This is a genomic window from Rothia sp. HMSC065D02, assembly GCF_001815285.1.
GTDB classification, from domain to species: Bacteria; Actinomycetota; Actinomycetes; order Actinomycetales; family Micrococcaceae; genus Rothia; species Rothia dentocariosa.
In genome coordinates this window covers 519,366-532,560 of record NZ_KV820092.1, presented here as the reverse complement: position 1 = coordinate 532,560, position 13,195 = coordinate 519,366, and the positions used below count along the sequence as shown (strand labels likewise).

10 protein-coding genes are annotated in these 13,195 nt (G+C 51.1%); 1 reads left to right on the top strand and 9 read right to left on the bottom strand.

The features are described from left to right. Positions 1 to 132: 132 nt before the first annotated feature. From HMPREF3016_RS09735 to HMPREF3016_RS09720, 4 genes are all read right to left on the bottom strand, one after another. Positions 133 to 1,560, bottom strand: coding sequence for a gamma-aminobutyraldehyde dehydrogenase (locus HMPREF3016_RS09735; protein WP_048752166.1), 1,428 nt, complete (start codon positions 1,558 to 1,560; stop codon positions 133 to 135). Between the two features lie 134 nt (positions 1,561 to 1,694). Continuing rightward, positions 1,695 to 3,167 carry an NAD-dependent succinate-semialdehyde dehydrogenase gene (locus HMPREF3016_RS09730; RefSeq protein WP_048752165.1) on the bottom strand — a complete coding sequence of 491 codons (1,473 nt, stop codon included), beginning with the start codon at positions 3,165 to 3,167 and terminating at the stop codon, positions 1,695 to 1,697. A 56-nt stretch (positions 3,168 to 3,223) separates the two neighbouring features. Beyond that, positions 3,224 to 4,117: a universal stress protein gene (locus tag HMPREF3016_RS09725; protein WP_239661850.1), complete on the bottom strand. Its 894-nt coding sequence runs from the start codon at positions 4,115 to 4,117 to the stop codon at positions 3,224 to 3,226. A 95-nt stretch (positions 4,118 to 4,212) separates the two neighbouring features. Then, a complete protein-coding gene (locus HMPREF3016_RS09720; protein ID WP_048752162.1) occupies positions 4,213 to 5,655 on the bottom strand; it encodes a flavin monoamine oxidase family protein in 1,443 nt (480 codons plus the stop codon). A 200-nt stretch (positions 5,656 to 5,855) separates the two neighbouring features. Between HMPREF3016_RS09720 and HMPREF3016_RS09715 the strand changes: the two genes are divergently transcribed. Further along, positions 5,856 to 6,554, top strand: coding sequence for a TetR/AcrR family transcriptional regulator (locus HMPREF3016_RS09715; protein WP_371440321.1), 699 nt, complete (start codon positions 5,856 to 5,858; stop codon positions 6,552 to 6,554). Positions 6,555 to 6,617: 63 nt separating this feature from the next. Here the strand turns inward: HMPREF3016_RS09715 and HMPREF3016_RS09710 are convergent, their stop codons facing one another. The 5 genes from HMPREF3016_RS09710 to tatA form a co-directional block, all read right to left on the bottom strand. After that, the gene (locus HMPREF3016_RS09710) at positions 6,618 to 7,352 is read right to left on the bottom strand and encodes a polyprenol monophosphomannose synthase (protein ID WP_048752288.1); all 735 of its coding nucleotides are present in this window, start codon (positions 7,350 to 7,352) and stop codon (positions 6,618 to 6,620) included. Between the two features lie 138 nt (positions 7,353 to 7,490). Then, positions 7,491 to 8,594: an amidohydrolase gene (locus tag HMPREF3016_RS09705; RefSeq protein ID WP_070741893.1), complete on the bottom strand. Its 1,104-nt coding sequence runs from the start codon at positions 8,592 to 8,594 to the stop codon at positions 7,491 to 7,493. A 16-nt stretch (positions 8,595 to 8,610) separates the two neighbouring features. After that, complete coding sequence (locus tag HMPREF3016_RS09700) at positions 8,611 to 11,532, bottom strand: DEAD/DEAH box helicase (protein WP_070741890.1); 2,922 nt, start codon at positions 11,530 to 11,532, stop codon at positions 8,611 to 8,613. A gap of 61 nt (positions 11,533 to 11,593) precedes the next feature. Continuing rightward, the gene (locus HMPREF3016_RS09695; protein ID WP_070450251.1) at positions 11,594 to 12,478 is read right to left on the bottom strand and encodes a twin-arginine translocase subunit TatC; all 885 of its coding nucleotides are present in this window, start codon (positions 12,476 to 12,478) and stop codon (positions 11,594 to 11,596) included. 132 nt (positions 12,479 to 12,610) lie between these two features. Beyond that, positions 12,611 to 12,847, bottom strand: coding sequence for a Sec-independent protein translocase subunit TatA (tatA, locus tag HMPREF3016_RS09690; RefSeq protein WP_004004679.1), 237 nt, complete (start codon positions 12,845 to 12,847; stop codon positions 12,611 to 12,613). Positions 12,848 to 13,195 lie beyond the last annotated feature (348 nt).

Here is a 13,195-nt window from a genome sequence, read left to right as displayed (position 1 = left end):
TGGATAATATGTGAATTGTGAAGAGACGGTACAGCACCTAGACAACAGAGCTGTACCGCTCCACAAGCTCTTCTCTAACGTGTGATGACGCAGGAGCTCTTTTTGCCGAATTGAGCTTGGAGAAGCTGTTCTTTATGCGCTCAAATCACTCATGACGTGTTTAACACGTGTGTATTCTTCAACGGAATACAGGGAAAGATCCTTACCGTAACCCGAGTATTTGAATCCGCCATGAGGCATTTCAGCAGTCAGAAGTACGTGTGTATTAATCCAAACTGCTCCGAAATCAAGATCGCGAGAAACTCGCATAGCAGTACCATGATTTGACGTCCAAACTGATGACGCCAACGCATAATTTACATCGTTAGCAAGCTCAACGGCTTCTGCCTCTGTAGTAAATTTTTGGAGCGTAAGAACTGGTCCGAAAGTCTCTTCCTGGACAACGGCATCGTCTTGATTGACTCCGCTCAGCACTGTAGGTTCCACAAAAAAGCCACGGGTGCCGCACTGTTTGCCACCGGTTTCAACTGTGACATGTTCAGGGAGGGTATTGAGCTTATTCATGACGGTCTTAAAGTGGTTGATGTTGTTCAACGGACCGTAGAAGTTCTTTGAATCGTCTTCGTGCCCAGTAGCTGTGTCTTTTGCGGCAGCTACCAGCAGATCTCGGAACTTGTCGTAAACGCTGTCTTGAACGAGTACGCGAGTGACTGCTGTACAATCCTGACCAGCATTGAAATAACCGAAATCTGCGAGCATGCGCGCGGTACGAGGCAAATCCGCATCTGCAAAAACAACTGCTGGTGCTTTACCACCAAGTTCCAAATGAGAACGTTTCAGACCAGCTGCAGCGCCGGTGGCAACCGCCTGACCTGCGCGTACCGATCCGGTAATAGAAACCATGGCAGGAGCCGGGTGCCCTACCATAGCTTCACCAGTTTTACCGGTTCCCAGCACAACGTTGACAACACCTGCGGGGTATATTTCCCCTATAAGCCTTGCCAACTCGAGGGTGGATTCTGGTGTGGTGTCAGATGGCTTGAGAACTACAGTATTCCCGGCAGCGAGCGCGGGCCCCAGCTTCCATAATGCCATCATGAGGGGATAGTTCCAGGGGGTTACTTGGGCGACGACGCCGATGGGTTCGCGCCGTACGTATGAGGTATGTCCTTCCATGTATTCGGTTGCTGCTTTTCCTTCTAGGGTGCGTGCTGCCCCTGCGAAGAAGCGTAGCTGGTTGGCGCCGACGAGGACTTCTTCGTCACGGATGAGTTCTCGGGGCTGACCGGTGTTGCGGTGTTGGGCTTCAACGAGTACGTCGACGTTTTCTTCGAGCGCGTCTGCGAGTTTGAGGAGAAGTAGCTGGCGATCTGAAGGGGTCGTATGCTTCCACGTTTTGAATGCGTCTTGAGCCGCATGCATGGCGGTGTTGACGTCGTCGTCAGTGGATATTGGTGCTTGTGCTATGACTTCGCCGGTTACGGGGTATACGATGTCGAGTACCTCATCAGAGGTGGAATCGACGAACTTGCCGTTGATGAAATTCTTCAAGCGCTTCATAACGTTCTCCTTTGGGGTTGGACTTACGTAGGTTTGTAAGTTTGTGTGTGTGCTCGTTTTTCCTTGTGGGAAGGTAAAACGAACCCTTCGAGAAATTGTTGTGTTGTGCGTATCTTGGATGGTTTTTGGGTGGTTTAGCTGGCGTATGGGTCTTTGATGCCGATGTATTGTGTGTAGGTGTATTCGGCGATGCCTTCGGCGGCTCCTTCCCGTCCTAGTCCGGAGTGTTTAACGCCTCCGAATGGGGCTGCAGCGTTTGACATGATGCCGATGTTGAGGCCTGTCATGCCGACTTCTAGGCGGTCTAGTGTTCGCAGGGCGCGGGATGTATCTGTTGTGTAGACGTAGGATGCTAGCCCGTATTCTGTGTTGTTGGCAAGTTGGATTGCTTCTTCTTCGGTAGAAAAGGTGATGATGGGTGCTACAGGGCCAAAGATTTCTTCTTGGATGACGCGTGCATCGTGAGGAACGTTGATGAGGACTGTGGGTTGGTAGAAGTATCCGGGACCGTTTTGGGGATAACCGCCGACCAGAGCTTGGGCACCTCGGTCGAGAGCATCTTGTACAAGTTCGTGGATGGAATCTACTGCTTTCTGTTCTATGAGGGGGCCACAGGTGGTGTCTGGGTTTAGACCGTTGCCGGTTTTGAGATTTGCGATTTTTGTCGCTAGTTTGGTGGAAAATTCTTCGGCACGAGATTCGTGGACTAGGAATCGGTTTGCGGCGGTACATGCTTCGCCCATGTTGCGCATTTTTGCTCCCATGGCGCCTTCAACGGCTTCGTCGATATTTGCGTCTTCGAAGACGATGAAGGGGGCGTTTCCACCAAGCTCCATGGAGGTGCGTAGAACATTTTGCGCGGCTGATTTTAGAAGGGCTTTGCCAACGGGGGTGGAGCCGGTGAATGAGAGTTTGCGCAGGCGTGAGTCTGCAAGGAGAGGATCTGAGACGGCTGATGCAGTTGCTGATGCAACTACGTTGAGTACTCCTGCTGGTAGCCCTGCATCGAGCATGGTTTGTGCGAAGTATTGCGCGGTTAGGGGTGTGAGCCGTGCAGGTTTGAGGATCATTGTACATCCTGCTGCTATTGCAGCTCCGGCTTTGCGTGTTGCCATGGCTAGTGGGAAGTTCCATGGGGTGATGAGTAGGCATGGTCCTACAGGCTTATGCTTTACCAGTATTTGGTTTTTACCTTCGGGCGTGGGCTGGTAGCGTCCGTAGTCGCGTACTGTTTCTTCGGAGAACCATCGTAAAAATTCGGCTCCGTAGACTACTTCTCCTCGTGATTCTGCGAGGGGTTTTCCCATTTCGAGGGTCATGAGGGTGGCGAATTCTTCGGAGCGATCGGTGATGAGGTCGTATGCCTGTCGTAGTATTTCTGCACGTTCACGCGGCGGCGTGTGTGCCCATTGGTCTTGAACCTGGCATGCTGCGTCTAGGGCCGCTATTGCGTCTTCAGGTGTTGCTGATGCTAAGGTCGTGAGCTTTTCTTCGGTCGCTGGGTTTAGGACATCGAATGTCTCCCCTGCGAATCCTTCACGCCATGTGTCGCCGATGAGTAGCCCAGTGGGTATTTTGTTGATAAGTTCTTGAAGATGTTGTTCCATTGTTTTCCTTTTCTTGGGATGATCGTACGGCGGTGTATATCACGTGAGGAGCCGGGCTATTGTTTGATGATGGGGATTGAGCCTGTCCATGGCTGCTGCTGGGAGCCTTTGCGTCCAGGGTGGTAGTCGCGTGGTACTACGACGAGGGGAATAGGAAGTTTGGTCATGATTTTTGCGGTTGTTGAGCTTAGGAAGAGTTCCCCGCGTTGGGCTAGTTTGGAGGATCCGGCCATTAGCACGGAGTCTTCGTTCCAGTGCACAGAATCGACCGCTTCTACTATGGTAGTTCCTGCGCCTACGGCGATGCTTAGCTGTTGCGGGTTTATTGGTTTGACTGCGGATTGGTCTACGAGGTCTTGGATGATGCTGCGATAGGTTGTATCGTCTAGGTCTTTTCCTTCTTCGTAGAGTGAGACTAGACGTACTGGTATGCCTGTTCGGTTTTGGGTTGCTATGGCTTCTTCGACAAGGTTTATGGAGTCGATGTCTGGGGATACGGCGCAGTCGAACTGTTTGATCGTGTGTGAAGCGCTGTATTTACGTGGTGCTAGAGCGACGGGAATGCGTGAACGGTGTAGAAGAGCGTTCCCAACTGCGCCTAGTGAGTGCCAAAGCCAATTTCCGGTGTTACCGCCGCCCACTATGATGAGTCCGGCGTCTATGGCGTCAGCTAGTTCTAGTAGGCCACTGACTGCTGATTCGGCGCGGCGTAGGTGGAAGCGGGCGATTACTTGGGCGGGCACGTAATGTTGTGCTTCTTCAAGCCATTGAACGGCTTGCTTTTGGAGTAAGTCTTCAAAGTTGGATCGTGGCGCTGCGAGGCGAGGGTTTTGCGGTTTAATGACATATACTACATCTAGCTCTGCGCCCAGGGAGCGAGCTAGTACGACTCCCAGTTGGAGAGCTGAACGGCCCCGTGCATCGGGCGAATATCCTACGACGTATTTCATGTTTCCCATCCGTATTTTGGGGAGCTTTACTGGGTGTGTCATTCTTTGGTTCACCCAGTAAAGCTGCCCGTATGTGCGTTACGATGCGAATGAACTTATTTGAGTTTTGCAGCTAGCAGTTTTGCTGTTTTTTCTCCCATGCGTATAGCACCATCGACATGCTGGTAGCCTTCGGCAGCAATGTCTGAGCAAGACCAGTAGATTGGTCCTACTGGGGTTTCTTGGTCTGCGCCGTAGCGATGCAGTCCCCCAAGATCATAGCTGGCTGCGTATGCACCACGAGTCCATTCTTCGGCACCCCAATCTGATTCGTAGTACACCACGGGATTTTTTGTTTCTTCTCCGAGCATTTGCGCCATGGAGTCTAGGATGCGTTCTTTGCGTTCCTCGGCGCTGATGGTGAACATTTCATCCGCTGCTTCATCGGAGACGAACCCTACTAGAGTGCCGCGAGCTTCTTCTTCCCCAGTTGCTGGGTCGTAGTTAGTGTTGTCGTAAATCTCTTGTACCAGGTTGTTCGCGGCAAAACAGGTTCCTGAGAGACCCTTGTCCCGCCAGAACGGCGTGGGGTAAACAGCATGCACCTTGATAACCAAACCAAGGGACTGGTGCTGATGCATTTGATGCTGTCGGCGATCTAGCGGCGGCACAAAATGGATACGTGAATATAGGTTCGGAGGAACCGCAACAACAGCGTACTTTGCTCGAACAATGATGTTTTTTTCAGGTGAGGCCTCTCCATCTTCGGAGAAGGCTTCAGCTTCAGCAAGTACGGGATACTCTCCGTCTTCTTGCCAACGTAGAACGCGGACTGGGTGTTCAAGAATTATATTCTCTTGTCCCACTTTTTCTGCGAGGGCTAAGGAGACGGACTGCATGCCACCCAGAACACGTTTGTCGAGAATAAAATCTTCATCGACAAGGTTAGAGAACGATCCTGCAGATGCAGCCATAAGTACTGCCTGTAAAGCTGAAAATGCGTGAGCCGGTTTAGTGAGCATACCACCAGCAATGAAGAGCCCAATATTGTTGCATGCTTCTTCGTCGTTGGATTGTTCGCGGAGCCAATGGTGAAAGCTAATTGTATCGAGTTCGCGTGCCTTAGGGTGCGCCCAAGGTTTCTCGGCCCCGATCTCTGCTGCAAGCTCATCTAAAATTCCGATGAGCCGTTCCATTTCTCGTTGAGTGTGCTCGTTGGCAGGAAACATGTCTCCGTTGTACCGGTGCATGGTACCGTCAGGATCACGATAGAGATTCTCACCTTCGCGGTAACGAGAGAAGGTCTTAAGTCCGAGCTCTTCAACGAGTTCGGTGAGAACAGTCTGATCGGGGGAAATCCATTGTCCACCGATTTCAAGGAATGCGCCGTCAATATGGTTGTTCCACGTGCGCCCGCCTACACGTTCACGTGCTTCAAGGACTGCAACGGTATGTCCTGCTTGCTGCAGTCGGTATGCTGCAGTGAGTCCGGAAGGACCTGCGCCGATAATTACGACGTCGCGGGTCATTTCATTCGTAGTTTCGTTCTTGGTCGTCATGGTTAAAACCTTTCGCTCAAAGAATCACAAAACGAATTGTGTTCGTTTTAGTGTATCCCAGAACACAGAAATTACAAATCTAGGGGCATTTATGAAGCGTAAAATTTCTGGTGGCATGTTTTATAACTGCTCACAGACGGGACGGCAGTACACGCCGAAGGCAAAGAAATAGTAAAGGATTTATCGTGATCTCTTCCCCCATGCGACGCGCTGGACGTCCCTCTTCGACAGTGTTAAGCGCATCCAAAATTGTGCGGTCAGCACGTAGACTTTTGGCCGATCAAGGAAATTTCACTATGAGCGCACTTGCTCAGAAGCTAGGCGTCGCCCCCTCTTCCTTATACAATCACTTTCAGTCTCGTGACGAAGTGCTGGGAGCTATAAGCGATGCGGTCATCAATGACATTACGCTTGAGCCCCTGACACGAGCGACTAAAATTCTTAACGAGCAGCACCTATCCCCCACCGAAAAGCTAGAACTCTGGACTGAATCTTTGAGTCTGTGGGGGAAGTCTTATCGAGACGCGTTCAGTGAGAGCACCGATTTGGTAACAGCGCTCGCATTGACCCCGATCGATCGGGCCCCTCAAACGTTACATATGTATGACGTCCTCATTCAGACGTTAAGAGCTTTTGGGTGTCCAGAATATAAAACTTTAAATGTTATTGAATCTTTAGAGGCATTCCTGCTGGGATCTGCAGTAGACGCCCACGCGCCCGAATCTATCTTTAACCCTGCGGCTTCAGCAGATGAGTATCCGTATTTACAAGACGCATATATAGCGATGCAGCGTAGCTCGCAGACTCCAGCAGAGAACGCATTTAGCTTAGGACTCGAAGCGATTCTTCATGGTCTGGCGCGTACAGCTATACAGGAATACAACACGAATACAGAGTGACATTATACAAAAGTGCCCGAACTATCAAAGGGTAGTTCGGGCACTTATTCTTGTGAAGTTTAGTTATTTGCCTAGCTTCTGTTTGAGCTTATTGATGCGGTTGGAAACGCCCCAAGTCGTCACTTTACGCATAGAATCAAAAATTATATTTCCGGTCATCTTTGATGCTCCGACCTCACGCTCAACAAAGGTAATAGGAACCTCAACAATTTTGAGCCCTGCTTGCTCAGAACGCCAAGCGAGGTCTACCTGAAAGACATAGCCCTTAGATTCAATGCCTTCAAGATTCAAACGTTGTAGTGCTTCACGCCTATATGCGCGGAAACCTGCTGTGATGTCTTTGATCGCAGTCCCTAGAACAACCCGCGTATAAATATTTGCTCCACGAGAAAGAATTTGGCGTTGAATGGGCCAGTTTTCTGTTTTTCCGCCGGGTACATACCGGGAGCCAATAGCTAAATCTGCCCCAGCTTCAACAGCATGTACTAGCGATGGCAACTGCTCGGGCTGGTGAGAACAATCAGCGTCCATCTCAATAAGGACTTCATATCCCTCATTTAGACCCCAATCAAACCCAGCAAGATAAGCTCCACCAAGACCGTCCTTCACAGTACGGTGAAGAACGTGAATCTGTGAATCTTGCTCAGCCATAGTATCCGCAATCTGACCTGTACCGTCAGGGCTATTGTCGTCAACAACTAGAATATCGACGTCGGGTGCTGCCTTACGAAGACGTTCAACAACAACGGGTAAGTTTTCCTTCTCGTTATACGTCGGAATAACGGTCAGTACACGCATAATAATTCCCTTGTTTTCCTTTGTTAGAGTGAAGGTAGGGTCTAGGTTTACTAGTATAACCGGCGAAATACGGCGTAAGGGCGTATTCTGCAGATGCACGGTATATTTTCAGGTAACTTTTACGAGCTAGGAAACGTATTATTCCCCTCCCCTAGTGTACATGCGATCTAATACGGGCAATGGCACATCTGAAGCAAGAACCGGTAAAAGTGGAATACGAGCACGGGGATCAGTACTCCACGAGGCTATGCGAGAATCCGGGGCTTGGACCATAAGCTCAGTGACGTTCCAGAGCGCTATATTCGCTGGTGTATCAGGGAGTATTTGGCCCGCAAAGGGGCTCTCGTCGTGGGCTAGCCGGTAGACTCCTCGCGTAAGTGCTGCGAAACCACTGCGTGCTGAAATACCATCTGCCGGTTTTATAAGGGCTGAGATGAGCTCCCATCCAAGAGGCGCTTCAACAAGAGATGAGTCTGACCCTAGCGCGAACGCGGTACCAGCTGCATTCGCCCGGTGGGCTAACTTTGCAGTCTCAGTATCAAAGGTTGCTTGGATACCTAAGTTGATCCGTGCATCTGCGAGATCCTGAAGACGTTGATCATCAATGACTCCATGAACCATATCAAGCCGGATGTTAAGCCAAGGATGCTGTTCTCTAACGGCTAGCGCATAGCTAAAGGCATTAGTGAAACTATCTTGGGTGTTGATAGAGAGCACAAGACCGCGTTCTGCTGCTTCGGAGGCCAAAGTAGGTAGGTGGTCTAGATTTGTGGCGTGAAATCCAGTGAGTGCTATAGATGATTTATTGAGCAGGTCTTGGGCTGTGGTGACGAGCTCAGCGTACGATGCGGAGGTCGCTTGTGGCTCTGGGATTATGAAGAATCGTACGTCTGGGGCTGTTGCGTGTGTTGTATAAAACGTGTCGAGTGATGCGCGTAGGGTCGGGATGTCTCGTATTGTTCCTGCGAGTGTGTGGGTATGGTATCCCTGGGTATGTGTTCTGAGGAAGTACTCGTAGAGTGTTTTTTCGCTGTGGTTGTTTATGGGGGCGAAGGCACGTGCGAAGGTGGGCGTGATGAGTTTGCCGTTTAGATCGATAGCTCGCATGCGTTCGTCCGTGATGGAGCGAGCTCCCGCATCTGAGCCTATCCAGGTTACGGTACCGTTTTCGGTGAGGAGCGCTGTGGCGTAGGGGTCGGCGGGGCTGTAGATGCTCCCGTTGGTATAGATATAGATGCTCATGTTCTTTCCAGCGGTTTTAGGAGTCTAGTGCGATGACTCCGCGGCGGATGAGGGCTATGGCTTTTTCGCAGCTTGCTCGTAGGTTTGGGCTTATGGTGGGTATATGGGTGATCTGGTCGAGGGCATCGATGACTTGTTTTGCCCAGCGTACGAAGTCGCCAGCGGCGAGGTCGGTATCTTCGAGTACTTTTGCGAGGTGCATACCGCGAGCCCAGCGGTAGATAGGGGTGACGAGGCCTAGGTCGCAGGGTGGGGTTTGATCTAGTTCGTGACGTTCTTCGTGAACGTTGAGACGGTCTAGTTCGCGGTTGATGGTCGCGATAGACACTTGTAATGAAGGGTGCGGGTAGCGTGGGAGAATTTCGATGGTTTCCTTTTTGCCCTGGTATGTGAGCGCAGCTATGGTTGCTGCTATAGCCGCAGGATCCAGATCAGTGAGGAAGCCTTTTTCGAGACAAATAGAGGTGAGAAGGTCTTTTTCTCCGTAGAGTTTGCGCAGGGCTTCCCCCTTCGTCGTTAGCTTGAGCCCGTTATGGGAGTCAGCAGTAACGTAGCCGTATTCAGTGAGGAGCTTTGCGATGCGGTTGAATACCTGAGCAATAGTGTTGGTGCGTCGGGTAATTTGGCGGCGTAGTCCTTCTGTTTCTGCGTTGAGTTTGCGCCATCGTTCTGCCCAGCGTGCATGGGTTTCCCGGTCAGAGCACCCGTGGCAGGGGTGGTTACGTAGTTGGGTGCGTAGTGTGTCGAGTTTTTCTTGGGCATCGTTATGACGTGTGGCGATGGGGGTATTACCGAGTTTGCGGGGTGGTCGTTCATCGATGAGCGCTTGACGCATCCGTGAGGTGGTGTCGCGGCGTTCTTTGGGTGTTTTAAGGGTTATTTTCTTGGGGATCTTAATGTAGGAGACGGGTTCAATGAGCCCCGTGAAATCACGTGCGCTTGCGGTGCGCTGCTGATTGTCTTCGGTGAGGATGCTAATGCGTGGGTCGGCGTTGGATTCGGCACGGGTGATGACGACGGCGTAGCCGCGGGAGCGTCCGTAAGGTATGTGAATGATGTCTCCGGGCATAAGCTCTTGGATGCTTTGGTGGGTTTGGGTGCGTGCATGTTGTTGGCTGGCTTTGCGAGTTTTTTTCTCTAGATCTTTGATCTTTTGCCGCAGGCGCATATATTCTGTGAAGTCTCCAAGGTGGCACTGCATGGAGTCTCGGTACCCTTCGAGCACGTTTTCGTTTTTACGTACTCGTGCAGCTATTCCTACGACTGATTTATCTGCTTGGAATTGGGCAAAGGATGATTCGAGGATTTTGCGGGTTCGGTCAGCACCGTAGGCTGCGATGAGGTTCGCGGCCATGTTGTAGGTGGGGCGGAATGATGAGTTAAGGGGGTATGTGCGAGTGGATGCGAGGGTGGCAACCTGTTCTGGTACAAGACCTGGACGCCAGAGGACTACGGCATGTCCTTCAAGATCGATTCCGCGGCGCCCTGCCCGCCCGGTGAGTTGGGTGTATTCTCCGGGGGTGATATCGACGTGGGTTTCACCGTTGAACTTGGTGAGTTTTTCGAGGATGACGGTGCGGGCTGGCATGTTGATGCCGAGCGCGAGGGTTTCGGTGGCAAAGACTAGTTTGATAAGACCCTGCGCAAAAAGTGTCTCAACAACTTCTTTGAAGAGCGGCAGCAGACCCGCATGGTGGGCTGCCACCCCGCGGATGAGTCCGTCTCGCCATTCGTAATATCCAAGGGCATGAAGGTCTCGGTTATCAAGGTGTGCAGTGGTTTCTGCAATATAGGCACGGATGGTTTGCTGCTGTTCCTCGGTGGTGAGGACGATATTCGCGTTGACGCATTGGGTAACGGCGTCGTCACATGCTGCCCGTGAAAAGATGAAGCATATGGCAGGCAATAGCCCTTGCTTGTCTAGGATACGGGCCATTTCAGGGCGAGATATGCGGTGCGGACGCAGAACGTCGGTGTCTTGGGTGAAGGTTTTATGACGGGATCGTTCGAGTGCATGTGTGTGTTTGTCATGCCGGTTGCTGCCGCGTCGGAAGCGCTCGCGTTTGGGTGCATTGTGCCGAGGGGTGTGCCGGCGAAAGCCTGGCCGCAGTTGTTTGAGGAGCGGGTTAATGCGTAGCCCCGCGGGAGCGTTTTGGGGTGATTTTGTGTGGTTTTTACGACATTTTGTAGGTGAAGCCTCTTTCTGAGAAGTTTCATCGGGTACGAAGAGGTCGATGACACGGTTTCCTACCATGAGGTGCTGCCAGAGCGGGACGGGGCGGTGCTCAGAGAGGATAACATCAGTATCACCCCGTACGGTATCTAGCCATGCTCCGAATTCTTCGACGTTGGATACAGTCGCAGAGAGTGAGATGACAGTGACATGTTCGGGAAGGTGAATAATAGCTTCTTCCCAGACTGCTCCACGGAACCGGTCGGCGAGATAGTGTACTTCGTCCATGATGACGTATCCCAGACCGATGAGGGTCGTAGATTCGGCGTAGAGCATGTTGCGAAGGACTTCGGTAGTCATGACGACGATGGGGGCTTCGGTATTGATGCTGGTGTCACCAGTGAGCAGACCCACGCTTTCTTCACCATATTCACGCACAAAGTCATGGTATTTCTGGTTGCTGAGTGCTTTGATAGGGGTTGTGTAGAACGCTTTTGTTCCAGTTTGGAGGGCAAGGTAGATGCCGAATTCTCCGACAACTGTTTTACCAGAACCAGTAGGCGCAGCGACAAGGACTGAATGTTCAGCTTCGACGGATTGGCATGCCTGACGTTGGAAACTGTCAAGAGGAAACCCGAGATTCTTTTCGAACTTACTAAGCGCTGTTTTTGCGTGAGCGTTACGTTCTTGCGCGGCCTGATACTGCGCAAAGTAGCTCGGGCGGTCGTTCGAGCCGTGAGTGGTTTCTTGGGGGTTTTCAGCCATAATTCTAGTGTACCTGCGCCTAAAAATCCTCCGTCTTGAGTAGACGGAGGATTCTGGAGTTTTACTTTTGGGAGGGTTCCTCTTCAAGCTGTCCTAGCTTTTCAAGGTCTTCAGCGCTGGTGGCCGTATTGAGCTCGGTCTCTGTAAGACCCTTTGCTAGTTTAGCTTCGCAGCGGTCGCGCCGTTTATCGTTGAGCAAGCATATTGCTATGGCGAGGAAGAAGAAAGTTAGGAGCGGAATCATCAGGTAGAACATCATCATAATATCCGTCCCGGGAGCTGTCATGGCTGCGATGAGCGCTACTAGAACCACGATCCACCGCCAAGATTTGAGGATAGTTTTACCCCGGATAACCCCCAGCATGTTCAACCCCACGAGGATGACGGGGATAATAAATGCTAGCGAGAAGAAGAAAATAAACTTAACGATGAAGGAAATATAGGTTGGAGCGTCAATGACGTTCGAGCCGCCGGGCGGGGTGAACATTGTGAGTGCACGAACAACGCCGGGCAGACTATACCAAGAGATGAAGACACCGCAGGCAAAAGCAAAGATTGAGCCGCTGAGGAAACCAAAGAGGTATTTTTTCTCTTTGGTATGCAGCGCCGGAAGTAAGAAGCGCAGTCCTTGATAGAGCCAAACGGGTGCAGCAAGTCCAAGACCGATGTACGTACCCACGCGAATGAGCTGGTCAAAGGGTGAAGAAATTGAGCCGTAGTTTAAGGTTGCAAAGCGGTTATCTGCTGCGTTGATTTGCTTGAGAGGCTCAGAGATTGCATCAATAAAGGGCTGGTACAAGAAAATAACGGAAAGTACGGCGGCGATAGCAGTTGCAATAGCCGCTTTAATGAAGCGGTCACGAAACTCACGCAGATGTTCCTTCAGCTCCATACGGGCTTCAGGATTTAGTTTGCGGTTGCGTACATCCTGATCCGGTTTTGCCATCGTTTTCCTCGTTTTATTCTAAGCTCCGCCTCATACCTGTTATTCAAAAATTATCGATATGGGTAGATAAACTACTGGACAACCCGTGCCACCAGAGAGGCGGTTGCACGGGTTGTGTTGTTGTACTGAAAATTAGTTTTCAGACTTTTCGGACTTAGCTTTGTTGTCGACAACCTCAGCGGTGACAACATCGTCCTTATCGTCTTCCTTCTTACTATCGCTCTTCATACCCTCGACTTCGGACTTGAAGATACGCATCGACTGACCAAGACTACGTGCCATACCTGGGAGCTTGGGAGCACCAAAGAGCAGAACGATGAGGAGGATGACTACGATAATAGTTGCCGGGTGACTGAACAACTGACCCATAAGGTATGAACCTTTCTGTGCTTAGAGCAGGTCTCCGATATTTTGAGGTTGGCCGAGTCGATCTCGTCGGGAGACCCGTCGCTTGATTCGCTCAGACCTGCGTGTCTGTTTTCCATGTTCGTATTCATTGTACGCCGTGGTTACTGGGGTAAAAATCCCTAGGCTTTGCTCGGCAGGCAATTTTCGGCGGGTATTCGCTTGCGCTTCATCGAAACGAGTTTCGATGGATTCCATCCATGTTGCTACAAGATCGAGTAACATGAAGCCCCGTGTGAGTGCACGATATACGAACCACGCTAAAAACGCTAGAGAACCTATCGTTAAGGTGCCCCATAGTAATACCCAAAA

What these genes read in the sequence shown, in the direction of transcription:
- HMPREF3016_RS09715 (WP_371440321.1), top strand. Translation starts at nt 5,856, where the DNA reads ATGCGACGCGCTGGACGTCCCTCTTCGACAGTGTTAAGCGCATCCAAA.
- HMPREF3016_RS09725 (WP_239661850.1), bottom strand. Translation starts at nt 4,117, where the DNA reads ATGAAATACGTCGTAGGATATTCGCCCGATGCACGGGGCCGTTCAGCT.
- HMPREF3016_RS09695 (WP_070450251.1), bottom strand. Translation starts at nt 12,478, where the DNA reads ATGGCAAAACCGGATCAGGATGTACGCAACCGCAAACTAAATCCTGAA.
- HMPREF3016_RS09720 (WP_048752162.1), bottom strand. Translation starts at nt 5,655, where the DNA reads ATGACGACCAAGAACGAAACTACGAATGAAATGACCCGCGACGTCGTA.
- HMPREF3016_RS09700 (WP_070741890.1), bottom strand. Translation starts at nt 11,532, where the DNA reads ATGGCTGAAAACCCCCAAGAAACCACTCACGGCTCGAACGACCGCCCG.
- HMPREF3016_RS09710 (WP_048752288.1), bottom strand. Translation starts at nt 7,352, where the DNA reads ATGCGTGTACTGACCGTTATTCCGACGTATAACGAGAAGGAAAACTTA.
- HMPREF3016_RS09730 (WP_048752165.1), bottom strand. Translation starts at nt 3,167, where the DNA reads ATGGAACAACATCTTCAAGAACTTATCAACAAAATACCCACTGGGCTA.
- HMPREF3016_RS09735 (WP_048752166.1), bottom strand. Translation starts at nt 1,560, where the DNA reads ATGAAGCGCTTGAAGAATTTCATCAACGGCAAGTTCGTCGATTCCACC.
- HMPREF3016_RS09705 (WP_070741893.1), bottom strand. Translation starts at nt 8,594, where the DNA reads ATGAGCATCTATATCTATACCAACGGGAGCATCTACAGCCCCGCCGAC.
- tatA (WP_004004679.1), bottom strand. Translation starts at nt 12,847, where the DNA reads ATGGGTCAGTTGTTCAGTCACCCGGCAACTATTATCGTAGTCATCCTC.